Raw genomic sequence first — 23,573 nt, 5'->3', positions numbered from 1 at the left:
TGCCCGAGGAGGAGATATGAGTCTGGCATCCGTCGTTTTCGTGTGCACCGGCAACATCTGCCGATCCGTCACCGCCGAACGTGTGCTCTTACATCACCTGGCCGATACCGGCGCCGAGGCGGTCGTCGACTCCGCCGGCATCAGCGACGAGGAGGCCGGCAACCCCATCGACCCACGTCAGGCGCGTGTGCTCGCCGCGGCCGGCTACCGCACCGACGATCACGTCGCTCGGCAGATCACCCCCGAATGGTTGGCCGACCGCGATCTGGCGGTGGCGATGACCGCCCGCCACTATCGTGCCCTGGAGCGGATGATCTCAGGTCTTCCCGCCGAGGCGGCCCCGGAGCTGCGGATGCTACGCGAGTTCGATCCGCGGGTGGCCGGGGTCGAGGGCGACGGTGTTCCGGCGCCGGATGTCGAGGATCCCTGGTACGGCGAATTCAAGGATTTCGAAGAAACTCTTGAGACAATTGAAGTGTCCGTGCCGGGAATCACGGATCGTCTGCGCGCGCTGGCCGCGAAAACTCAGTGATACTAGTAGGCACAAGCTTGCTGACACGACCGACATCGCAGGTACGCCTCGAAGGAGAAACTCTCATGACTCGTCTCATGACACGACAGAACTGGTCCGCTCTCAGGCTGGGCTTCGCCGCCCTGCTGGTGGCCGCGATGAGCGTGTTCGCATTCGCCCCCGCCGCCAGTGCCCATGATCAGCTGGTGTCGTCGAATCCCGAGGACGGTGCCGAACTCGATCAGCAGCCCAAATGGCTCGAGATGACCTTCTCCGGCGACATCCAGGAAGTCGGCTCCGAGGTCAAGGTCGTCGTCGACGGCAAGGATGTCTCCGCAGGTGAGCTGACCGTTGAGGGCAAGAAACTCAGCGTCGCTCTGCCCGATGATCTCAAACCCGGCGACTACAAGGTCACCTGGCGCGTGGTGTCGCAGGACGGCCACCCGATCTCCGGTGACTACTCGTTCGCGATCAAGGATGCCGAAGGCTCCGGCGGTGATGTCAAGGAATCGTCCGGAGAGTCGACGAAGGCCGGACTCGGCGGCGGAGTCGTCGACGAACCCGGCAAGGACACCGAGGATCGCGGCGAGATCGGCGAGTCCACCGGCAGCGACTCCGGAATGTCGACGCCGATGATCGTGCTGCTGTCTGTCGGCGGCCTGGCCATCATCGTCATCGTCGTTCTGCTCATGCGTCGCAAGTCCCAGGGCCTGCCCGGCACCAAGGACAACTGAGCGAGGACTCCCACACAGCACGTCTGACACGAGGCCCCGAACGCGAAGAGCGTTCGGGGCCTCGGTGTATCCGGTCCGTGGTGGAATCGGCGGCGATCTCGTTCAAGCGTCAGCGCGGTTATGGCGAGGTACACCGGCTGATAAGTGTGCTTCGCCTTGAAGGAGAGGCTAGGGAGGCGGTCGGGCCAGCACCTCAGAGTGTGAAACGCAGGAGACGGTCGTCGTCCGGGCCGGGTTCTCCGCGACCGTCGGTGTTGTTCGTCAGCACGAGCAGCGACCCGTCGGGCGCTTCGACCACATCGCGCAGTCGCCCGTGCTCGCCGGTCCACAGCTCTGACGACGACTTCAGGTCGTCGAGCGGAACTTGGTGTAGGCGCTCACCGCGCAGCCCGGCGATGAGGATGCTGTCATCGGTGACGGCCAGTCCGCTGGGGCTCGCTTGGTCGGGGGACCACTGCTGCACCGGGTCGATGAAATCACCGTCCCCGTCACCGGAGCCGCCGTCACTCGCACCGTCACCCTGGGCGATGCCCTCGACCTCGGGCCATCCGTAATTCCCGCCGGCTTCGATGACGTTGAGTTCGTCCCACGTGTCCTGCCCGAATTCCGAGGCGTACATCGTGCCCTCGTCGTCCCACCCGATGCCCTGCGGATTCCGGTGCCCCATGCTGAAGACGAGTGAATCGCCGAAAGGATTGTCATCGGGAACGTCGCCGTCGGGCGTCATGCGCAGAATCTTTCCCGACAGCGCACTCTCGTCCTGTGCGCTGTCGCGATCGCCCGTATCGCCGAGCGTGGCATAGAGCATTCCGTCGGGCCCGAACGCGAGCCGCCCGCCGTTGTGGAAGTTCGCGGTCGGCAGCCCGTCGAAGATCGTCTCCTCCTCACTCAGGGACAGATTCCCGGCCTCGCCGAGGAGGTCGAACCGTACGACCCGGTTCTCCGTCCCAGCGGCGAAGAAGGCGTAGAGACGGTCATCGTCGACCGCGAGACCGTGGAGGCCCGCCTCACCCGAGGCCGAGGCGTCATCGATCCGGCCGACCTCACGAACGTCGCCACCTGCGGAGACTTCGAGGATGCGACCCGAATCGCGTTCGCTGACCAGCATGGTCTGCCCGTGGAAGGCGATCGACCACGGGGATTCGAGGCCGGTCGCGACGACCGCGGGAGAGTCCGCGCCCGGTGTTGACGATGTGGACCCGGTGTCGGATGATCCGGAACCACTGCTCGCCGAGGCGGCCCCCGCCGCTGACTCGTCCCGACCGTCGGTCTCGCCGGAGTGCGAATCGGAGGAGCAGGCGCTGAGGACGACGGCCAGGGACACGGCGGCACCGGTGAGGAGCCGCCGGGTGCGAAAGTGTGCTGAGGTGCTCATGATCTCGCCTTCATCGGGGAGTCCGGTGGCACAAGACTATCCGTCGGCCGCTCAAGAACTGAACCGCTTGCCGCTGAATGGGACCGTCTGCACAGGAATAGAACCGTCTGCTCGGACTGTTGCCTCAAGTGACTGAAATTCTGCGACTGCATCCCGCAACCGCACCGTGCGCCCACCGAAGGAGCCTTCCGCCTTGTCCGTTCCGTTGAACATCCTCGATCTCGTCTCCATCCGGGAAGGAGCCACCGCGCGCGAGGGCATCGCCGAATCGATGGCGAACGCGAAGCTCTCCGACGAACTGGGATACAAACGCCTGTGGTTCGCCGAGCACCACAACACGATGGGCCTGGCCGCCAGCGCCACAGCACTGCTCATCTCTCAGGCCGCCTCGGTGACGGAGAAGATCCGGGTCGGGTCCGGCGGTGTCATGCTGCCCAACCACGCGCCACTCATGGTGGCCGAACAGTATGGAACGCTCGCGAACATCCATGGGCCGCGCATCGACTTGGGCCTCGGGCGCGCACCAGGCACGGACGGGATGACCGCGCAGGCGCTCGCCCGATCCTCGGCCGAACCACAGGACTTCGCACAGAACATCTATGACATGCAGGGCTGGTTCTCCGAGACAGGGCAGGCGCACACGATGCCGATCAAGTCCGCGGTCTCGGCGGGGATGAACGTGCCCATCTGGGTGCTCGGGTCGACGATGAACGGCGCCTCGATCGCCGGTCAGCTGGGCCTCCCGTTCTCCCTGGCCTCGCACTTCGCACCCGACCAGATCGACATCGCGATCAAGACCTACCGCGATTCGTTCACCGCCGATGCGCCGACCGCCCAGATCGACGAACCCTACGTCATGGCCGGGATCAACGTCATGGTCGCCGATACCGACGCCGAGGCGGCCCGCCAGTTCACCTCGGTGCAGCAGATGTTCAACGACATGCGCACCGGCCGCCGCCGCAATCTGCAGCCCCCGGTCGACCCGGCCGAGATCTATGCGCAGGGCGGAACCAGCCCGATGCTGTCCATCAGCGCCGTCGGCTCACCGGATACTGCGACCGCGCAGATGGCCGAGTTCGTCGAACGCACCGGCGCCGACGAACTCATCACCGTCACCTACGCCTACGATCCAGAGGTGCAGCGCCAGTCGCTGAAACTGCTCGCCGACGCCTGGTTCTGAGGCGACGACTGAGCGGACCCCAGGCTGGGGCGCGAGCCGCCGTTCGGCCATTGGCTGTGGACATCGACGGTGTCGGCGAACCCGTCGAACCGCGGTAGATTGGTATCGTGATGATTGCCGTGCGTGAGGCGACTGCCGCCGATGTCCCCGCCGCCGCAGGAGTGCTCTCCAGAGCCTTTGATGAATACTCCTGGACGCGGTGGTCGGTGCCGGCCGACCGCTATCGCGCGCGGCTGGAGGAGCTGCAGGCGATTTATCTCGCCCACGCGGTCGAGTGCGGGCTGGTGATCGTCGAGGAGAAGTACCGGGGCGTGGCGGCCTTCGTGCCCCCGGAAGCTCCCGACCTTAACTCCGAGCGACAGAACCGCGTGAGCGAGCTGCTCGGTGATCGCCTCGAGGTGCTGATGGCCACACACCTGCCGTCGCGGCCCCACGCCGCGTGGGATCTCGCCACCATCGGTGTGGAACCCGACAGCTGGGGGTCGGGCATCGCGTCGGCGATCCTCGCCGAAGGTCTGCGCCGGATGGACACGATCGGCTCCCTGGTGTCGCTGGAGACGTCGGATCCGCGCAATGTCGCTCTCTACGTCCGATTCGGTTTCAGTACCATCGCCGAGACGCAGGTGCCGAACGGTCCGAAGGTCTCGACCATGGTCCGCACGCTTTCGACTGAAGCATAGAGGCACTCCGTCCTCACCGAGGCTCGACCTCACCCCACCAGGCGCACATGCGCCGCCAGCCCGGGTTCGGTGTCGGCGAGCGTGCGGGCGGTGGACAGGACCGTCGACTCCATCGCCGAGGCGGCCCTGGTCGCCCGCACGTCCGCGCGCGTCGCGAGGCTGACCGTCCGCGTCAGCTGCGGATCGGCCAGGGGCGCCGAGTCAAGCAATGGCCGGTCGACGAGGACCATTGCCGGGACGATCGCGACCCCGAGGCCGCGCTCGACGAACCGCAGCGCCGCATCCATCTCCACCCCTTCGACGACGACTCGGGGGCTCAGTCCGGCCGTCTCGAACGCTGCGGAGGTCGCCTCCCTGAGGTCGTAGCCATGATGGAACAGGACCTGGGGACGGTCGGCCACCTCGGCGAGGGTGATCCCATCGGTCTGCGCACGGTCTGAGTTGAGCAGATCGGAACCGGCGGCGGCGATGACGACGAGATCCTCGGCGAGGATCCCGCGCAGGCTGAGCCTCGGCATCTGCGGGGCGAGGTCGAAGGTGCGGGTGATGAGCGCGAGGTCGAGTTCGCCGCCGGCCAGTGACTCGATGAGCTCACGAGAGCCTTTTTCGACGAGCTCGAGTTCGACGCCGGGATGGGCCGTGTGGAACCGGCTGATCGCCTCGGCCACGAGGCTCACGCACAGGGTCGGGGTCGCACCGAGCCGGACGCGACCGCGCCGCAGACCGGCGAGCTCGTCCATGTCGCGGCGGACCGCCTCGGCATCGGCGAGCATGCGTTTCGCCGTCGGCAGCAGGGTCTGGCCGGCGTCAGTGAGTGTGATGTGTCCGTGCGCGCGGTGGAAGAGCTCGGCCCCGAGTTCCTTCTCCAACGTCGAGATCTGTCGGGACAGCGAGGGCTGGGCCAAATGGAGCGTCGCGGCGGCTTTCGTGAAATGGCCGGTGGCGGCCACCTCGGCGAAGCTTCTCAGCTGTTCGAGGTTCATCGTGGGTCTCCGTGCAGGTCAGACATGGCAATAGTCTATCGCTATCGACTTGACTCAAACAATGCATTGGACGTATGGAGTGGGTGGTTCCATAGTGGAATCCATGCACACCACACAGGGCGGACCCCGCCGAAAAGAACACTCCATCTCCACCTCGGTGCTGGTCATCGGAACCGGCGGATCGGGCCTGCGGGCCGCGATCGAGGTCGCCGAAGCCGGCGCCGATGTCCTCGCGGTCGGCAAACGGCCGAAGGAGGACGCGCACACCTCGCTGGCCGCCGGCGGCATCAACGCGGCCCTGGCGACGATGGACCCGGACGACACGTGGCAGCAGCATGCTGCCGATACGATCAAGGAATCCTATGACCTCGCCAACCCCCGGACCGTCGAAATCGTCACCCAGGGAGCAGCCGAAGGCATCGCTGACCTGGAGCGATATGGAATGGACTTCGCGAAGGAGGACGACGGTCGGATCTCTCAGCGCTTCTTCGGCGCCCACACCTGGCGTCGCACCGCTTTCGCCGGCGACTACACGGGGCTGGAAATCCAGCGCACCCTCATTCGTCGCGCCGAAGCCTTAGACATCCCGATCCTCGACCGCGTCTACATCACGAAGCTGCTCGTCGCCGACGGCCGCATCTTCGGCGCCTTCGGCTTCGACGTCATCGACGGCACCGGCTACCGGATCTACGCCGACGCCGTCATCCTCGCCGCCGGCGGACACAACCGGATCTGGAGGCGGACCTCTTCGCGTCGGGATGAGAATACCGGTGACTCCTTCCGTCTGGCCGTCGAGGCCGGTGCCCGGCTGCGCGATGCCGAGCTCGTCCAGTTCCACCCCTCGGGCATCATCGAACCCGAGAACGCCGCCGGCACGCTGGTCTCCGAGGCGGCCCGCGGTGAAGGTGGGATCCTGCGCAACGGTCTGGGGGAGCGGTTCATGGAACGCTACGACCCGCAGCGCATGGAGCTCTCCACCCGTGACCGGGTGGCGCTCGCCGCCTACACGGAGATCGCCGAGGGGCGCGGCACCGAGAACGGCGGCGTGTGGCTCGACGTGTCCCATCTGCCGCGCGAAACCATCATGAACCGCCTGCCCCGAGTGTTCCAGACGCTCATGGAGACCCAGATGCTCGACATCACGGCCTCGCCGATCGAGATCGCGCCGACCGCGCACTACTCGATGGGCGGAGTGTGGGTCGACCCGGTCGATCACAGCACCGATGTCGAAGGTCTGTGGGCCATCGGTGAGGCCTCGTCCGGTCTGCACGGGGCGAACCGGTTGGGCGGGAACTCGCTCATCGAGCTGCTCGTCTTCGGCCGGATCGTCGGGCGGTCCGCTGTCGCGTACTCCGATTCGTTGGAGGCGCAGGTGCGGTCGCATGCCGCGGTCGACGAGGCCCGGGCAGAGATCTCCGATCTGCTGGCCTCCGAAGGCACGGAGAACGTGCGTGCGCTGCAGCGGGAGGTCCGCAACCTCATGACCGAGCACGCCGGAGTCGTTCGCGACGAGGCCGGACTGCTCGCCGGGCTGGAGAAGCTCGCCGGCATCGAGGCGCGGATGGCCGACGTCGGCATCCACCCGGATATCGCTGGATTCGCCGATCTCTCCCACGCTTTCGACCTGCGGTCCTCGGTGCTCGCGGCCCGCGCGACGCTCGAATGTGCGCTGGAGCGGCGAGAGACCCGCGGCTGCCACAACCGCAGCGACTACCCGGACCAGGACCCGAACCTGCAGGTCAACTTGGTCTGGTCGCCGTCGGCCGGAGTCGTCCGCGAGTCGATCCCAGAAGTGTCTGCGGATGTCGCGGCCCTCATGCACACTGGCGAAATCAGCCAAGAAGGCAAACTAGTCGAATAATTGCTACCTGACGGCTGTGAGTCTTGGTAGTGGCTGGTCTGGGACCGGCTGGCAGAGTAGGTGTTGGCCTCTCCATCCCGTGATCGTGACTCAACCTGGCGGTGACCCACCCCCCTTTTGGTGGTGTCTTCGGGCCGATTTGTCCGATCACATGGGTGGTGCGGCCGGCACCGACTCGGCCCACCTCGGTAACTTGATCAGAAGGCTGTCCGCCCCTTGCCGGGGCGTGACTCATCACAGTGTTGTTCCGAAGTGACCTCATCCCGGACCGGTACCGGCCGCAAGCGGCCGCACAACCTATCGGTCAAACAGGGAGCTTCGAACCGCTATGTCCATTGTCGCGCACTTATACAACTTCTTCATCGGCGTCGATACACACGCCAGAAAACACGTCTACACGATCATCACCAACACCGGCATCCTCGTGGCTACCGGCAGCTTCCCGACATCTCGGGCCGGCATCAAACGGGCCCTGACCTGGGCAGGCCGGTGGACGAAAGGTGACCTCGACACCCTGTGGGTCGTGGAAGGAACCGCATCCTACGGGGCGGTGCTGACCGGTCATATCGCCACGACCGAATACCCCGTGGTCGAAGCTGGACGCATGGATGCCAAAGCCCGGTACGGCGTGGGTAAGAGCGATGAGCTCGACTCCTACCGGATCGCGAAGTCCGTGCTGGCGCTACACACCGACCAGCTGCGGTGGCCACGCCAAGGCGAAGGAGTCCGCCAGGGCCTGCGCGTGCTGTTGGCAGCCCGGGACGCGATGACCACCGAACGGACCCGGATGATCAACTCCCTGACCGCGTTGGTGCGCACTGTCGCTCTGGGAATTGATGCCCGTAACTCGTTGACCGATGCCCAGTTCGTCGAGATCTCGAAGTGGCGGTCGAGGAAGGAAGACATCGGCCTGGCCACGTCCCGGGACGAAGCGGTCCGTTTAGCTCAACGCGTCCTCGATCTTGATGACGATCTGCAGGACAACCATGACAAGCTCGCTGAACTTGTTGAGGCCAGTCCGGCGGCAGTCTTGCTGGCCGAACCCGGGATCGGTACGTTCACTGCCGCGGTGTTCTTCACCGCCTGGTCGCATCCGGGACGAGTCCGTAACGCGGCTGCGTTCGCAGCCCTGGCAGGGGCGAATCCGATCCCTGCTTCGTCGGGCAACACGCAACGACACCGGTTGAACAGGGGTGGGGATCGGCAGTTGAACCGGGCCCTGCACACGGTGATCACGAACCGGATGATCCACGATGAGAGAACCAGGGATTATGTTGCCCAGCGCTTTGGTGAGGACCCGACGAAGAAGTCGAAGAGGGAGCTCAAGCGCAAGCTCAAATGGTATCTCGCGCGTCGAGTTTTCAAGATTCTCAACGGGCTAGAAACAATTCCCACGCCGGCTTGACAGACATAGAAGGATCGGCCCAGCAACCTCGCGCGAGGTTGCTGGGCCGCCGTCAGGTAGTACTGGGAGGGGTGGGGTCCAGCGATCGGCTTATCCTCCTGCGCCCGTTGGGCCGAGTCGTTGGCGGCGTCTCTCCGTGTGTCGTATGCTGACAGGTCAGTCGATGCACCGACGACACCGACATGCAAGTGAGCCACACGAGCGAAAGGTGAAGACATGACTGACAGCGACAACTCTCAGGACCGGAGCCCAATGCCCGATCAGGCGGAGGCCAACGCCTTCTTCCCGAGCTCGTACTCGCTCTCCCAGTACACGTCGAGCAGGACCGACTTCGACGGCCCCGTCACCGAGGAGACATACACGGACGGGAAGTGGAAGATCCTCACGATCGCCACCGACGAGCGGTACATGCTCATGAAGAATGGCACGTTCTTCTCCACCGGCAACCATCCCGTCGAGACGCTGCTGCCACTCCACCACATGGCCGAGGCTGGCTACGAGATCGACGTGGCCACCGTCAGCGGCGGACCCGGAAAATTCGAATGGTGGGCCTACCCCGGGCAGGACGAGGCCATCGCGTCGGCATGGTCGAGCGCCGAGGCGAAATTCAAGGCTCCGCTGAGGCTCTCCGACGTCATCGCGAACGGCCTCGACGACTACGCCGCGATCTTCATCCCGGGCGGTCACGGTGCCATGAACGTCATCCCCTTCGACCGGGACGTGCAGGCTGCCCTGGACTTCTTCCTGGACAACGACAGGCTCATCATCACCCTCTGTCATGGTCCGGCGGCGTTGTTGGCCGCGGGCCTCGGTCGCTCCACGAATCCCTTTGCCGGCTACCGTGTCACCGCGTTTCCGGACGCGCTCGACTTCGGGGCGAACCTCGACATCGGCTATCTGCCTGGCGAGATGCCATGGGCTCTCGGCGAGACGTTGAAGAAGGATGGCATCGAGATCATCAACGATGAGATGACCGGTGCCACCACACGCGACCGCAACCTCCTGACCGGAGACAGTCCGCTCGCGGCGAATCAGCTCGGAAAAGAGTCTGTGCTCGCGCTCTTGGAGAGTTTCGGCGGCTGAGACCTTCGCCGTTCAGCGTTCTGCCAGACGACCGCGACGTCACTGAATACGTACTGCTCTGGGCGCATTCAGCGATGTCACGGTGCTTCAGAGACGCGGCCGACGGCGGCCCAGCAACCTCGCGCGAGGTTGCTGGGCCGCCGTCAGGTAGCACGGGGGCATCGGGCGGGGAGAGCGGTCAGTCGGCGATGCTGAAGTTGCCGCGGAAGACCCGACCCGGGTCCCGTTCCTCTTTGAGTCGGCGTAGCCGTGTGAGGGACTCCTCGGGCAAAGCGTCGGCGAGGCCCTCGTGTGGATTGAGGAACGTGACGGGTTTGCGTCCACTGGCAGGTAATGCCCGCGCCAGATCGGCCTGCTTATGCTCGATCGACTCCGCGGCCGCCTCGGTGACGGGAAGACCGAACATATAGACGCTGTACGGCTCGTCCAGGGCGCCGTGCGGGTTGTCGGTCGGCTGCGCCAACGCGCCGCCGAGGTGCCTGACCTGCACCGACAGAAGCGGGTCGATGGGCGAATCGAGGAGCGTGTCCAGGGTGTCATCGTCAAGGGACGTGAGCAGCTCGGCGCGGGAGCTGCCGACTCCGGGGTCGGTCGGTTCGGCCGTAATCGCACCCAATTCGGCGACGCTCATCTGCGCCCGGGTATCCGACAGCGGCGTCGGCAGGGTCTCGAGTGGGCGCATAAGCTCACGTGCTTCCTCCCCTCCGCCGAGGTACGTCGAGTCGATGGCGACCATCGGCTCCGAGCCTGGGAAATGGAGGAGTTCCAACCACAGGGTCAGCCCCTCGGGAGCGGTGTGAGTCATCGTGCGGAACACCTCGGCGACCTGCCTGGCGTGATCGCCGGACCAGAGCACACGCCCGCCGAAGACATCAGGGGCGGCCTGCAGTCCGACCTCAAGACCGGTCACGATGGCGAGCTCGCTTCCACCTCCGCGCAACGCCCAGAACAGGTCCGGGTCCTCAACCGACGAGACGCGGCGAGCCCGACCGTCGGCGTCGACGACGTCGAATGCACGGATGCTGTCGCCGACCCATCCGAAGGATCGGCCGAACCAGCTCAGGCCGCCGCCCAGGGCGACCCCGGCCACGGTCACCACCGGGGAGCTGCCCGGCAGGCCGGTCAGCCCGTGTTCTGCCGCCGCTCTCTGCAGTTCGCCCGATTTCACACCCGCGCCGATCGTCGCCGTGCGCTGTGCGGGGGTGACGTCAATGCGGTCGAGGCGGGTCGTACGCAACAAGATCGTGTCGTCGGCCCGCCCGGTCGCTCCGTGGCCGGTCGGCTGGGTGGCGATCGGCAGGCTTCGTTCGCGGGCCCAGTTCACGAGGGTGACGACGTCGGTGACGTCGGCGGCTTCGACGACTGCGAGGACGTTCTGGTCGACGGCCCGGTTCCACGGGCGGTGGACCTCGTCGAATTCCGAGTCGTCGGGAAACCAGGTGCGCCCCTGGACAGTGGCGCGAAGCTCGTCAAGAATGGTGAACGACAGAACAGTCATGATGACTCCTTGGCTGGTGTTGGTGATCAGGCCGACGTGTGCCGGACTCAATGATGAGTCGCAGCTCGGCCCGAAAACGTGACAAGCCGTCGTCGTCAGGATCCCAATGCCATCGGAGACATCACCGCAGACCCTCGCCGAGGTGGCCGACCTGTTCTCCTCGCATCGACCGAAGATGTTCGCCATCGCCCACCGCACCCTCGGTTCCCCGTGGGCTGCCGACGATGCCGTGCAGGAGGCGTGGATCCGTTTGCAGCGAGCCGATATCGCGGCCATCGACAACCTCGAGGCGTGGCTGACGACGGTCATCTCGCGAGTCTGCATCGACGCCATTCGCCGTGATGCCGCAAGGCGTGAGGATCTGCACTGGGAGGCATCTGACGACGACGCAGTCCCGGACCATGACTCGACGGGCGAAGCACCCGACACGGCCGGCACTCCCGGAGGTGGTGGGGGAGGAAGCGGCGTCCGCACCGATCGACCGGAGGACAGCGCCCTGCTCCGAGACGATCTCACGGTGGCGCTGCACGTCATCCTCGACACTCTCGGTCCCTTGGAACGATTGGCGTTGGTGCTTCATGACATCTTCGCCCTGTCCTATGACGACATCGCCCCGATCGTCGACCGCAGCCCGGTCGCTGCACGTCAGCTCGCATCCCGGGCCCGCGCACGCCTGCGCAAAGTGGATGCGGAGGAGGTCCGACACCGGCAGGAAACCGCCATCACCTCCTTCCTCGAAGCGGCTCGCGGAGGAGACTTCGGCGGCCTCCTCCAGCTGCTCGACCCGGAGATCGAGGTGCGCAGCGACCCCGCTGCCGTGAGCCTCGCCCAGGCTGGCGCCGAATTCGGTGCCCCACTCATCCGCCCCGAGGTCGTCGGCCGTGATGCTGTGGCCCGTGTGTTCAACGGGCGAGCGAAAGCCACCGAGCTGGTCAGCATCGACGGAGTTCCCGCGGCCGCCTATATCTCCGACGGTGTCGCCCGGGCACTCTATCTGTTCCACTTCGTCGACGGCCGAGTCGCGTCCGTCGACGTCATCGCCGACGACGAGACCCTCCGGCACCTCCTCATCACCCAATAACCACTCCCAGGACTACCCGACGGCGGCCCAGCAACCTCGCGCGAGGTTGCTGGGCCGCCGTCAGGTAGCAATTGGGGTGTTGGGGTTGTGTTGGGAGGTGTCAAGATCGCGTTAAAATCGCCCGCCGTCCGGGTCGCACCGCGGTGAGATGAACGCATGTCACTCACCCCATCGCCGAGGCGGTCGGCCGATCGTTCGAACGCGCGGTCCCGCATTCGCTGCGAACACTCGCGCCCCCACCTCCCCTGCAGGGAGGGCCGCCCATGAGCTGGTTCACCGGCATTACGCAGATCCTGCTCGTCCTCGTCCTCCTCGCCGCCGCTCACGTTCCCCTGGGCACCTACATGGCCCGGGTGTTCCTGTCGACGTCCGACACCCGCGCCGAGGCGCTGCTCTATCGTCTCACCGGCGTCGACTCCACCTCAGAACAGCGGTGGCGGGTCTATTTCCTCTCTGTGCTGACGTTCTCGGCCGTCTCGATCGTGGTCCTCTTCGGGCTGCTCCGACTCCAACACCTCCTCCCGCTGTCCAACGGGCGTCCCGCCGTCCCCGTCGATCAGGCACTCAACACCGCGGTCTCCTTCGTCACGAACACGAACTGGCAGTCCTATGCCGGTGAGACGACGATGGGCTTCCTCACCCAGATGGCCGGCCTCGCCGTCCAGAACTTCGTCTCCGCCGCCGTCGGCATCGCAGTGGCCGTCGCCCTCATCCGCGGCCTCATGCGCTCGAACTCTCTGTTCATCGGCAACTTCTGGGTCGACCTCACCCGTGCCACCCTGCGCATCCTGCTCCCGATCTCGGTGATCTTCGCGATCATCTACATCGGCCTCGGCGTCACCGACAACCTCACCCCCGACCAGGTCGTACACACCGTCACCGGAGGAGCCCAAGCAACCCAGACCATTCCCGGCGGACCCGATGCCAGCCAGGAGGTCATCAAACACCTCGGCACCAACGGCGGCGGCTTCTTCAACGCGAACTCCGCCCACCCGCTCTCCGCCCCGTCCGCCCTGGTCAACCTCGCGAACATCTTCCTCATCCTCCTCATTCCCTCGGCACTGCCGCGCACCTTCGGCATCATGGTCGGCAGCCGCAAGCAGGGGTGGGCGATCCTCGCGGCCATGGCCGCCTTCTTCCTCATCTCCCTGACCGCCGTCATCGTCCTCGAAACGGCAAACACCACTCCCGCCTCCCAGGCGGCAGGTGCGGCGATGGAGGGACGTGAGACCCGCTTCGGCGTCATCCCCTCGGCCTTCTTCGCCGTGGCCACGACGCTGACCTCGACGGGAGCCACCGATTCGGCGCACTCAAGCTACTCCGGCCTCGGCGGCGGAGTGCTCATGCTCAACATGATGATCGGCGAGATCGCGCCCGGCGGCGTCGGCTCCGGCCTCTACGGCATGCTCATCATCGCGATCATCGCCGTCTTCGTCTGCGGACTCATGGTCGGTCGCACCCCGGAATTCCTCGGCAAACGCATCGGCCGGACCGAGATCACACTGGCGAGCGTCTTCATCCTCGTCTCCCCGGCCCTCGCGCTGCTCGGCACCGCCGCGGCCACTCTATGGCCCGGCGCGATCGACTCGATCCTCAACACCACCGCCACCCACGCGGCAACCACAACAGCCGCCGCCACAGCCGCAGCCGCCGGCAACACCCCGCAGCTCAACCCCCACGCCCTGTCCGAGCTCCTCTACGCCTTCACCTCGGCGGCGAACAACAACGGATCCGCCTTCGCCGGGCTGGACGCGAACACTCCGTTCTTCAACATCGCCCTGGCCATCGTGATGCTGCTGGGCCGCCTCGTGCCGATCGGCGCCGTGCTCGCACTCGCCGGGTCACTGGCCGGACAGACCCCCGCCGAGGCGAGCCCGGGCACCCTGCCCACCCACCGACCTCTGTTCGTCGGGGTCGTCGTCGGCATCGGCTTCGTCATCAGCGCCCTCACCTTCCTCCCCGTGCTCGCACTGGGACCGATCAACGAAGGACTCATGTGAGATGAGAACCATCACCGCCCCCGCCCTGGCCCAGGCGAGCCTCCTCGGATTGAAGAAGCTCGACCCGCGCACCGCCTGGCGCAACCCCGTGATGTTCCTCGTCGAGATCGGCGCGTGTCTCACCCTCATCCTCGCGATCATCGACCCCAACCGTTTCACCTGGGCGATCAGCATCTGGCTCTTCCTCACTGTCGTCTTCGCCAACACCGCCGAGGCGCTCGCCGAAGGGCACGGCAAGGCTCAGGCCGACTCCCTGCGCGCCAGCCGGGTGAGCGTCGACGCGACCCGCGTGCTCTCAGGCGGGCACACCGAAACCGTGCCCGCCTCCACGCTGCAGGCCGGGGACCGAGTGCTCGTCACCGCCGGAGAGACGATCCCCGCAGACGGCGACGTCATCGAGGGGGCAGCTACCGTCGACGAATCCGCCATCACCGGCGAATCCGCACCCGTCATCCGCGAGGCCGGCGGTGACCGGTGCGCCGTAACCGGCGGGACGAGGGTGCTCTCCGACTCGATCACTGTGACCGTGACTGCGAGCCCCGGCGAGAGCTTCCTCGACCGGATGATCTCCATGGTCGAGGGCGCGAACCGGCAGAAGACCCCCAACGAGGTGGCCCTCGGCGTCTTCCTCTCCGTGCTCACCCTCATCTTCATCCTCGTGGTCACAAGCCTCGCCCCGATCGCCGCGTTCTCCGGTGCCCCGCAGTCGCTGACCGTGCTCATCGCCCTCCTCATCTGCCTCATCCCGACGACGATCGGCGCGCTGCTCTCGGCGATCGGCATCGCCGGAATGGATCGACTCGTCGCGGCGAACGTGCTCGCGAAGTCCGGTCGCGCCGTCGAGGCCGCCGGCGACGTGTCCACACTGCTGCTCGACAAGACCGGCACGATCACGATGGGCGACCGGCAGGCGACCGACTTCGTCCCCCTCGGATCGACCACTCCGGATGACCTCGCCGAGGCGGCCCGACTGTCATCGTTGGCCGATGACACCCCTGAGGGCCGATCCGTCGTCACCCTCGCGGAAGCGGAGTTCCAGATCGATGCGACGGGTCTCGAGGCCTTTCCCGGGGCCGAGTTCATCCCGTTCTCGGCGACCACCCGCCTGTCCGGAATCGTCCTCCCCGCTGTCTCGGGCACCCGCACCGTGGTCAAGGGTGCGGCGAAAGAGGTCATCGCCTGGGCCCGCGACCGCGGAGCCACGATCCCCGACTCAGCGACCGCCGAGGTCGAGCGCATCAACACCGGAGGCGGCACTGCACTGCTTGTCGCCGAAGCGGTCGACGACCCGGTCCCGGGGTCAGGATCCGAGGTCGACCGCACGGTCGCCTCGGCGAGGGAATCGGGCACGCTCGCACGGGTGCTCGGAGTCATCGATCTGCGCGATATCGTCAAACCGGGCATGGCCGAGCGCTTCGCGACCCTGCGTCAGATGGGGATCAGGACGGTGATGATCACCGGCGACAACGAATTCACCGCCCGGGCGATCGCCCGTGAGGCCGGCGTCGACGACTTCCTCGCCGAGGCGACCCCGGAGGACAAGCTCGCCCTCATCAAGAGAGAGCAGGCGGGGTCTCGGATGGTCGCGATGACCGGGGATGGGACGAACGACGCACCCGCGCTAGCGCAGGCCGACGTCGGGGTCGCGATGAACACGGGCACGACCGCGGCGAAGGAGGCCGGCAACCTCGTCGACCTCGACTCGGATCCGACGAAGCTCATCGACATCGTCGGGATCGGCAAGCAGCTGCTCATCACGCGCGGAGCGCTGACGACGTTCTCGATCGCCAACGACGTCGCGAAGTATTTCGCGATCATCCCGGCGATGTTCCTGACCGCGTTCCCCGGACTCGGGGCGCTCAACATCATGGGTCTGCACAGCCCCGCCTCGGCGATCCTGTCAGCGGTGATCTTCAACGCGCTCATCATTCTCGTCCTCATCCCCGTCGCCTTGCGCGGGGTCCGGTTCCGGGCGCGGACGGCCTCGGCGCTGCTGCGGATGAACCTTCTCGTCTTCGGTCTCGGCGGGCTCATCGTCCCCTTTCTCGGCATCAAAGTCATCGACCTCGTCATCGCGCCGCTGCTCTGATTCCGCTGTTCTGATTCCTCCTCTCCCGTCCACACAGAAAGGACACCCGTCATGGGTCCCATCCTCGGTCGCCAGCTCCTCACCGGGGCGCGCATGCTGCTTGTGCTCACCCTGATTCTCGGCCTCGCCTACCCGCTGACGCTGGTCGCGGTCGGCCGCCTCATGCCCGGTCAGGACGCCGCGATCCGCAACAGCGCGGGCCGGGTCGTCGGCAATGCCCACCTCGCTCAACCGGTCAGCGGGGACGAATGGTTCTACCCCCGGCCCTCGGTCTCGAACTACGACGGACTCGCCTCGGGGGCGTCGAACCTTGCGGCGAACAGTCCTGAACTCGTGGCCCAGATCGCCGAGCGCAGGGCCCAGGTTGCCGGTCGTGAACACGTCGACCCGGCGAGGATTCCTGCGGATGCCCTGAGTGCCTCGGCCTCTGGTCTCGATCCGGACATCAGCCCTGAGTATGCTCGACTCCAGGTCCCCCGCGTCGCGCGGGAGACGGGACTGAGCAGGAAGGACGTGGCAGCCATGGTCGAGAAGAACACCCGGCATCCACTGCTCGGCTTCATCGGCGAGACCCGCGTCAACGTCGTCACCCTCAACAACGACCTCGCGAACGGCACAGCGACACAAGTGGGTGCAGAGTCCTCGGGTGCTGCGCGTGTGAACACGGCGTCTTCGGGCGCGGAAACCGGCGGACACTGATGGGATCACCTCGGCGGGGCTCGCTCACGGTCTTCCTCGGCTACGCGCCCGGGGTCGGCAAGACCGTCGCTATGCTCGAGACCGCCGCCACGGCGAAAGCCAACGGCCGTGACGTCGTCTTAGGCATCGTCGAGGACCACGGGCGGGCGTTCACGCGGACGCTGACCGAAGGGTTCGAGACCCTCGACCGCCGCCACGTCGACTACCGCGGACGGACGTTTCACGAACTCGACACCGAGGCGGTGCTGGCCCGGACGCCTGAACTCGTCGTCATCGACGAACTCGCCCACACGAACGTGCCCGATTCCGGCAGGAACGGGAACTCGCCCGATTCCGGTGTGGCAGGCGAAGTCGGCCCGACTCGTACTAAGCGGTGGGAGGACGTCGAGGCGATCCTCGCCGCCGGCATCGACGTGTTCACGACGGTGAACATCCAGCACCTCGAATCCCTCGGTGACGTGGTCGGGGCGATCATCGGCCGCAACCAAGCCGAACGGGTGCCCGACCCTTTCCTCCGCGCCGCCGACGAGGTCGAACTCATCGACATCACCCCAGCGGCACTGCGCACCCGCCTCGTCGACGGTCGAATCTACGCGGCCTCGAAGGTCGACGCCGCAATGTCGAACTACTTCCGGCTCGGCAACCTCACGGCCTTGCGCGAACTGGCCCTGCTGTGGTTGGCCGACCGTGTCGACGAAGGACTTGAGAAGTACCGCGACGAAAAGGGCATCCGCGCCACCTGGGCCGCACGCGACCGGATCCTCGTCGCCGTCACCGGCGGGCCGGAGTCGACGACGCTCATCCGCCGCGGACTGCGCATCGCCGGCCGCGTCGCCGGCCGCGAACTCCACATCGTCCACGTCATCGAACCCGATGGGACTCGCCGTTCCGGCGCCCCGCACCTGCTGAGTGCCCGGGAACTCGCCGAGGACAACCACGCCACCTGGCACACCGTCGTCGGTGATGATGTGGCCAAGGCGCTCATCGAATTCGCCCGCACCCTCAACGCCTCGCAGATCGTCCTCGGTGTCTCCCGCACACCCTGGTATCGGCGCATATTCGGGCCCGGAGTGGCCAACCGGGTCATCAGCTCTGCGGCCGACATCGACGTGCACATGGTCACCCACGCCCAGGCTGCCGGGCTGTGGAGCTCCGACCGCGAGCGCTCCCGGGCCAATCCGCTCTCGCAGGCCCGCCGCATCCTCGGCTGGATCAGCGGTGCGATCGCCCCGCTGCTGCTCACCGCCCTGTTCGTCGGCCTCGGCCCCGGATCGACTTCGCTGAGCATGAACTTCCTCGCCTTCATCACCGTCGTGGTGTTCGTGGCACTCATCGGCGGGCGTTGGCCGGCGGTGATGACGGCCGTATTCGGGGCCGGGCTCATTAACTTCTTCTTCACTCATCCGGTGAACTCGCTGTCGGTCAAACAGCTCGAGAACATCCTTGCGCTCGTCATCTTCGTCGCGGTCGCCGTGGCCGTGGCCACCGTCGTCGACCAGGCGGCTCGCCGTTCCCGGCAAGCCCAAGCCGCCGAACACGAAGCCGCGGTGCTCAGCGAGCTGGCTGGATCGATGATCGCTGAGGGCGACAGCCCCGAGGCCATGGTCACAGGTATCCGCACGAGTTTCGGTCTCGACGGGGTCGCCCTCTTGACCCGGGGCGGTGGCTTCGGTCGGCTCGATACGGCTGCCGGCCCGGACGGCACCACGCGCACTGACGGCACCACGCGCACTGACGGCACGGGCGGGGCCGACCTCGTCCTCGCCTCGGCGGGGGAACCGATTGCATCGCGGGCGCAGGCCAGCGAGGTCATCGACCTCGACGGCGACACCAGCCTGGCGCTGAGCGGCCGACCGCTCAGCGCCGGCGAGCTGCGGATCCTTGACGCCTACGCCGGTCGACTGTTGCGGGTGCTCACGGAGTCGGCCCTGCAGCGCAGCCGTACCGAGGCTGAGGAGCTCTCAGCCGGCAATGCTGTGCGAACCGCGCTGCTCACCGCGGTCTCCCACGACCTGCGCACCCCGCTCGGGGCGATCACCACGGCGACGTCGACGCTGCTGTTCGACGAGATCGAGCTGACTGAGTCCGACCGGAGGCTCATGCTCGAGACCATCGAACACGGTGCCCTGCGGCTTGAGAAGCTCATCGACAATCTCCTCGATCTGAGCCGCATCCAGTCCGGTGCGGTGGCGATTACGACCGCTCCGGTGCTCGTGGCCGACCTCGTTGCCTCGGCGCTCGACGAGATCGGCGGGGAGGCCCGGAAGACCGGGATCGATGAAACCGGCGGGGAAACTCGGGCCGCCGAGCTGGGCGAGGTCGATGGTGGCCCCTGCCCGCCCATCGCCGTCGACATCGACCCCGAAACCTGGGTCGAGGTCGATGTGGGGCTCGTCGAACGAGTGCTCGTCAACATCATCGAGAACTCCGTGAAGTACGGCGAAGGGGCTCCGATCACGATCGATGCCTCCGCCGGCGCCGACGCGGTGCACCTGCGCATCGCCGACTACGGTCCCGGCGTGGGAGCGGAGGCGCTTGAGAGCATCTTCACACCGTTCACCAGGCTCAACGAGTCCAACACGAAAGGCCTCGGTCTCGGGATGGCGGTGGCGTTGGGACTGTGCCGGGCGATGGGCATCGAGCTCAGCGCGGAACCGACCCCCGGCGGCGGGTTCACTGCGGTGCTGACCATTCCGTTCCGAGACGGGGCGCCCCTGAAATCGGGAACAGCGAGTCAGGAAGGTGCGGGACTGACGGGCAGGGAGGAAGCCCCATGAAGCATGTGCTCATCGTCGAAGACGACACCGACATCGCCCGTGCCGTGAGCGTGGGATTGCGCGGCAAAGGCCACGAGGTCACGATCGCCGGAAGCGGGCGACAGATGAATGAGGCGCTCGCCGAGGCGGCCGTCGACGTCATCCTCCTCGACCTCGGTCTGCCCGACGTCGACGGAATCGAACTCATCACCCAGGTGCGCAGGTGGAGTCAGGTGCCCATCGTCGTCGTCTCCGCCCGGCACGATGCCCACGGCAAGATCGCCGCCCTCGACGCCGGGGCCGATGACTATGTGACGAAGCCCTTCTCGCTCGGCGAGGTGCTCGCCCGGCTGCGCGCGATCGAGCGACGCTCGGGTTCGGCCGCTGATTCGTCTCTCGTACGCACCGGCGACGGGCGGGTCGTGATCGACCTCGCCTCCCACATTCTCACGGTCGAAGGCGCCGAGGTGCATCTGACGCCGATCGAGTGGAACATGCTCGGCGTGTTCGCCAAACACCGCGGCGCCCTCGTCGACGCGACCACCCTGCTCACCGAGGTATGGGGGCCGGAATACGCAGGGGAGCGCGGTTACCTGCGGGTCTATATGTCCCAGCTGCGGCAGAAGCTCGAAACCGACCCTGCCCGACCGCAGTACCTGCACACGCAGATGGGCATGGGCTACCGCTTCACCCCCTGACTTCCCTTGCTACCTGACGGCGGCCCAGCAACCTCGCGCGAGGTTGCTGGGCCGCCGTCAGGTAGCAGGGACGTACATAACGACGTGCAGGCGGGAGTCTTCGGAGGGGATGAGTCGGTGGTGCTCGAACTCGACTATGCCCTGCGCGTGGTGGTCGAAGACGCGCCGCCTGCTCGCGAAGCGCTCCACCGTCTGCTCGGCCCATTGCTCGCGGAAGTCCTCACTCGCCTGACTCAGCCTCTGGATGAGCGCACGGTGCCCCGGTGTGCTCAAGCGCACCCCGGACTCGACGCGGAACTCGGCCAGGAAGTGACGGCTCTCTGCCTCCCAGTCGGGAAGCATCCTGCGCAGAGTGGGATCGGTGTAGATGAGCCAGATGAGATTCCGGTCGGGCTTCGGAATCGACGTGATCGCCGGATACAGCCATTCGTAGGCCGCATTCCAACCGGCGATCGTCCAGTCCGGGGCGACAGCGAAGGCTGGGAAATCGAGCGCATCGAGCAGACGCTGGAGCGACTCCGTGACCTCAGCAGGCTCATCATCCCGAGCAGCCTCGACCCGTTCGACGAGTCCGAGGACATAGTCGGTCTCGGCGGCGCTGAGGTCGAGGACCCGGGCCACAGCGGTGAGCACCTGCCTGGAGACATTGGTGTCCCGGCCCTGTTCGAGCCACGTGTACCAGGTGCTGCTCACACCTGCGAGGGTGGCGACCTCCTCGCGGCTGAGTCCGCTGTCACCGCGCCTGGAATTCGGCGGCAGACCAGCCGCCGAACGCTGCCGTTCCCTGCGTCTGCTGGTGAGGAACTCACCGAGCTGCTCACGGCGGGGAGTGCGGGGTCGAATCATGGATTGATAGTACTCCCAGTACTGGTACCGATGGTAGCTTCCGCCGAAGCCACTACCGCGCTGAGATAGATTCCATGCCGACCTATCGTTCTCGTACAGTCACCCACGGCCGCAATATGGCCGGAGCCCGCGCCCTCTTCCGCGCAGCCGGAGTCTCCGGTGCCGACCTCGGCCGCAAACCGATCATCGCCGTGGCGAACTCCTTCACCGAATTCGTTCCCGGGCACACTCATCTCGCCCCGGTCGGGCGGATCGTCTCCGAGGCAGTGACCGCCGGCGGCGGCATTCCCCGCGAATTCAACACCATCGCCGTCGACGACGGCATCGCCATGGGTCACGGCGGCATGCTCTACTCACTGCCCTCACGCGACCTCATCGCCGATTCCGTCGAGTACATGGCCAACGCTCATTGCGCTGACGCCCTCGTCTGCATCTCCAACTGCGACAAGATCACGCCCGGCATGCTCATGGCCGCGCTGCGCCTCGATATTCCCACGGTGTTCGTCTCCGGCGGACCGATGGAGGCCGGGCGGACCACCTTGGCCGACGGCACTGTCCGCTCGCTCGACCTCGTCGATGCGATGTCCGAGGCCGTCAACGAGGCGACCTCCGATGCCGATGTGCTCCGCATCGAGGAGGCGGCGTGCCCGACCTGCGGATCGTGTTCGGGCATGTTCACGGCGAACTCGATGAACTGCCTCACCGAGGCGATCGGACTCTCCCTGCCCGGCAACGGTTCGGTGCTCGCTACGCACACCGCGCGAAGGGCCCTCTACGAAAGGGCGGGCAGCCTCGTCGTCGATCTCGCACGTCGCCTCTACGAGGACGATGACGATTCGGTGCGCCCCCGCGCGATCGCCACCTCGGCGGCCTTCGGCAACGCCATGGCTCTCGACCTGGCGATGGGCGGGTCGACGAACACGATCCTCCACCTGCTCGCCGCCGCCCATGAGGCAGGGGTCGACTTCGACCTCGACGATATCGACGACCTGTCACGCCGGGTGCCGTGTCTGGCGAAGGTCGCCCCGAACGTGGCCGGGGACCGCACCTTCTACATGGAGGACGTGCACCGTGCCGGTGGGATCCCCGCACTTCTGGGGGAGCTGCGCCGTGCGGGTCTGCTCAACGAGGAGGTCCACTCCGTCCATGCTCCGTCCCTGTCCGCGTGGCTCGACGAATGGGACGTCCGCGGTGGCAAGGCCGCATCTGCCGCTGAGGAACTCTGGCATGCCGGCCCCGGAGGGAAGCGCTCCTCGACGGCATTTTCGCAGTCTGCCCGGTGGAACAGTCTCGACCTCGACGCCGTCAGCGGCTGCATCCACGACATCGACCACGCATATTCGGCAGACGGCGGTCTCGGCGTGCTGCGCGGGAACATCGCCGTCGACGGTGCCGTGGTCAAGACCGCCGGCGTCGACGAATCCATCCACGTCTTCTCCGGGCCCGCCGTGGTCTGCGAGTCACAGGAGGAAGCGGTGGAGAAGATCCTCAGCAGACAGATCAAAGAAGGCGACGTCGTCGTCATCCGCTACGAGGGACCGCGGGGCGGACCCGGCATGCAGGAGATGCTCTACCCGACCTCATACCTCAAAGGCCTGGGCCTGGGGAAGTCGTGCGCGCTCATCACCGATGGACGTTTCTCCGGTGGGACCTCGGGGTTGTCGATTGGTCATATCTCGCCCGAAGCGGCAGCGGGCGGCACGATCGCACTCGTCGAAGACGGCGACATCATCGGCATCGATATCCCCCGCAGGTCGATCAGCCTCGAGGTCACCGAGGCTGAACTCGACCGCCGTCGGTCCCGCCTCGAGGCGGAGGGGCCCTACCGTCCTCGTCAACGCAAACGCACAGTCTCGACCGCGCTGCGCGCCTATGCCGCCTTCGCTCAGTCCGCAGACAAGGGAGCGGTGAGGAAGGTCCCCGAGGCGGTCTGACTATTCGTCCGTGACCGCCCGTCCGTGCTCAGCGTTCTGCCAGCCGGGGCCAGGATAATCGATACTGGCCGCCCACTTGATCACTTTCGGAAGGACCATGGACGACTATCGAAGTCCCGGCTGGGACATTTCACTTCGCACCTCAGAACAATTCAATAAT

The 23,573-nt window shown here is 66.3% G+C and carries 18 protein-coding genes; 14 read left to right on the top strand and 4 right to left on the bottom strand.

Translation table 11 applies throughout. The features are described 5' to 3' along the window. Window positions 1–16 precede the first annotated feature (16 nt). The gene (locus tag ACU4IU_RS06560) at window positions 17–532 is read left to right on the top strand and encodes a low molecular weight protein-tyrosine-phosphatase (RefSeq protein WP_139470328.1); all 516 of its coding nucleotides are present in this window, start codon (window positions 17–19) and stop codon (window positions 530–532) included. A gap of 65 nt (window positions 533–597) precedes the next feature. Then, window positions 598–1,245 carry a copper resistance CopC family protein gene (locus ACU4IU_RS06555; RefSeq protein WP_446656221.1) on the top strand — a complete coding sequence of 216 codons (648 nt, stop codon included), beginning with the start codon at window positions 598–600 and terminating at the stop codon, window positions 1,243–1,245. Window positions 1,246–1,438: 193 nt separating this feature from the next. Here ACU4IU_RS06555 and ACU4IU_RS06550 read toward each other — a convergent pair whose 3' ends face one another. Further along, window positions 1,439–2,620, bottom strand: coding sequence for a PQQ-dependent sugar dehydrogenase (locus ACU4IU_RS06550; RefSeq protein WP_446656220.1), 1,182 nt, complete (start codon window positions 2,618–2,620; stop codon window positions 1,439–1,441). Between the two features lie 193 nt (window positions 2,621–2,813). Between ACU4IU_RS06550 and ACU4IU_RS06545 the strand changes: the two genes are divergently transcribed. Further along, on the top strand, window positions 2,814–3,800 hold the full coding sequence (locus ACU4IU_RS06545) for an LLM class flavin-dependent oxidoreductase (RefSeq protein ID WP_139470325.1): 987 nt from the start codon (window positions 2,814–2,816) through the stop codon (window positions 3,798–3,800). Between the two features lie 110 nt (window positions 3,801–3,910). Then, window positions 3,911–4,480, top strand: coding sequence for a GNAT family N-acetyltransferase (locus ACU4IU_RS06540; protein ID WP_216657127.1), 570 nt, complete (start codon window positions 3,911–3,913; stop codon window positions 4,478–4,480). 29 nt (window positions 4,481–4,509) lie between these two features. Here the strand turns inward: ACU4IU_RS06540 and ACU4IU_RS06535 are convergent, their stop codons facing one another. Beyond that, a complete protein-coding gene (locus ACU4IU_RS06535) occupies window positions 4,510–5,463 on the bottom strand; it encodes a LysR family transcriptional regulator (RefSeq protein WP_139470323.1) in 954 nt (317 codons plus the stop codon). A 103-nt stretch (window positions 5,464–5,566) separates the two neighbouring features. On the opposite strand from ACU4IU_RS06535, the gene ACU4IU_RS06530 reads away from it, so the two are divergent. From ACU4IU_RS06530 to hchA, 3 genes are all read left to right on the top strand, one after another. Continuing rightward, window positions 5,567–7,324: an FAD-binding protein gene (locus ACU4IU_RS06530; RefSeq protein ID WP_446656219.1), complete on the top strand. Its 1,758-nt coding sequence runs from the start codon at window positions 5,567–5,569 to the stop codon at window positions 7,322–7,324. Window positions 7,325–7,652: 328 nt separating this feature from the next. Then, window positions 7,653–8,729 carry an IS110 family transposase gene (locus ACU4IU_RS06525; protein WP_139470449.1) on the top strand — a complete coding sequence of 359 codons (1,077 nt, stop codon included), beginning with the start codon at window positions 7,653–7,655 and terminating at the stop codon, window positions 8,727–8,729. Between the two features lie 216 nt (window positions 8,730–8,945). Beyond that, on the top strand, window positions 8,946–9,812 hold the full coding sequence (gene hchA, locus ACU4IU_RS06520) for a glyoxalase III HchA (RefSeq protein ID WP_446656218.1): 867 nt from the start codon (window positions 8,946–8,948) through the stop codon (window positions 9,810–9,812). Between the two features lie 178 nt (window positions 9,813–9,990). On the opposite strand, the gene ACU4IU_RS06515 is transcribed toward hchA, so the two are convergent. Then, window positions 9,991–11,310, bottom strand: a complete 1,320-nt coding sequence (locus ACU4IU_RS06515; protein WP_446656217.1) for an FAD-binding oxidoreductase — start codon at window positions 11,308–11,310, stop codon at window positions 9,991–9,993. A 106-nt stretch (window positions 11,311–11,416) separates the two neighbouring features. On the opposite strand from ACU4IU_RS06515, the gene ACU4IU_RS06510 reads away from it, so the two are divergent. The 6 genes from ACU4IU_RS06510 (at window position 11,417) to ACU4IU_RS06485 (ending at window position 20,633) form a co-directional block, all read left to right on the top strand. Beyond that, the gene (locus ACU4IU_RS06510; RefSeq protein WP_446656216.1) at window positions 11,417–12,391 is read left to right on the top strand and encodes a sigma-70 family RNA polymerase sigma factor; all 975 of its coding nucleotides are present in this window, start codon (window positions 11,417–11,419) and stop codon (window positions 12,389–12,391) included. A gap of 263 nt (window positions 12,392–12,654) precedes the next feature. Continuing rightward, complete coding sequence (kdpA, locus tag ACU4IU_RS06505; RefSeq protein WP_376907215.1) at window positions 12,655–14,391, top strand: potassium-transporting ATPase subunit KdpA; 1,737 nt, start codon at window positions 12,655–12,657, stop codon at window positions 14,389–14,391. A 1-nt stretch (window position 14,392) separates the two neighbouring features. After that, window positions 14,393–16,480: a potassium-transporting ATPase subunit KdpB gene (gene kdpB, locus ACU4IU_RS06500; protein ID WP_376907214.1), complete on the top strand. Its 2,088-nt coding sequence runs from the start codon at window positions 14,393–14,395 to the stop codon at window positions 16,478–16,480. A 51-nt stretch (window positions 16,481–16,531) separates the two neighbouring features. Continuing rightward, window positions 16,532–17,179 (top strand): potassium-transporting ATPase subunit C, encoded by a 648-nt coding sequence (locus tag ACU4IU_RS06495; RefSeq protein WP_446656215.1) that lies wholly within the window; start codon window positions 16,532–16,534, stop codon window positions 17,177–17,179. Further along, window positions 17,179–19,956, top strand: a complete 2,778-nt coding sequence (locus ACU4IU_RS06490; protein WP_172172325.1) for a DUF4118 domain-containing protein — start codon at window positions 17,179–17,181, stop codon at window positions 19,954–19,956. The genes ACU4IU_RS06495 and ACU4IU_RS06490 overlap by 1 nt, the downstream gene beginning before the upstream one ends. Further along, a complete protein-coding gene (locus ACU4IU_RS06485; protein WP_172172323.1) occupies window positions 19,953–20,633 on the top strand; it encodes a response regulator in 681 nt (226 codons plus the stop codon). The genes ACU4IU_RS06490 and ACU4IU_RS06485 overlap by 4 nt, the downstream gene beginning before the upstream one ends. A gap of 57 nt (window positions 20,634–20,690) precedes the next feature. Here the strand turns inward: ACU4IU_RS06485 and ACU4IU_RS06480 are convergent, their stop codons facing one another. Beyond that, window positions 20,691–21,479 (bottom strand): helix-turn-helix transcriptional regulator, encoded by a 789-nt coding sequence (locus ACU4IU_RS06480; protein ID WP_172172321.1) that lies wholly within the window; start codon window positions 21,477–21,479, stop codon window positions 20,691–20,693. A 74-nt stretch (window positions 21,480–21,553) separates the two neighbouring features. Between ACU4IU_RS06480 and ilvD the strand changes: the two genes are divergently transcribed. Further along, window positions 21,554–23,413 carry a dihydroxy-acid dehydratase gene (ilvD, locus tag ACU4IU_RS06475; RefSeq protein WP_172172319.1) on the top strand — a complete coding sequence of 620 codons (1,860 nt, stop codon included), beginning with the start codon at window positions 21,554–21,556 and terminating at the stop codon, window positions 23,411–23,413. Window positions 23,414–23,573 lie beyond the last annotated feature (160 nt).

The organism is Brevibacterium sp. CSND-B09 (genome assembly GCF_052906525.1).
Note: the sequence above shows the minus strand (reverse complement) of the source record. Positions and strands in the feature narration are given on the sequence as shown.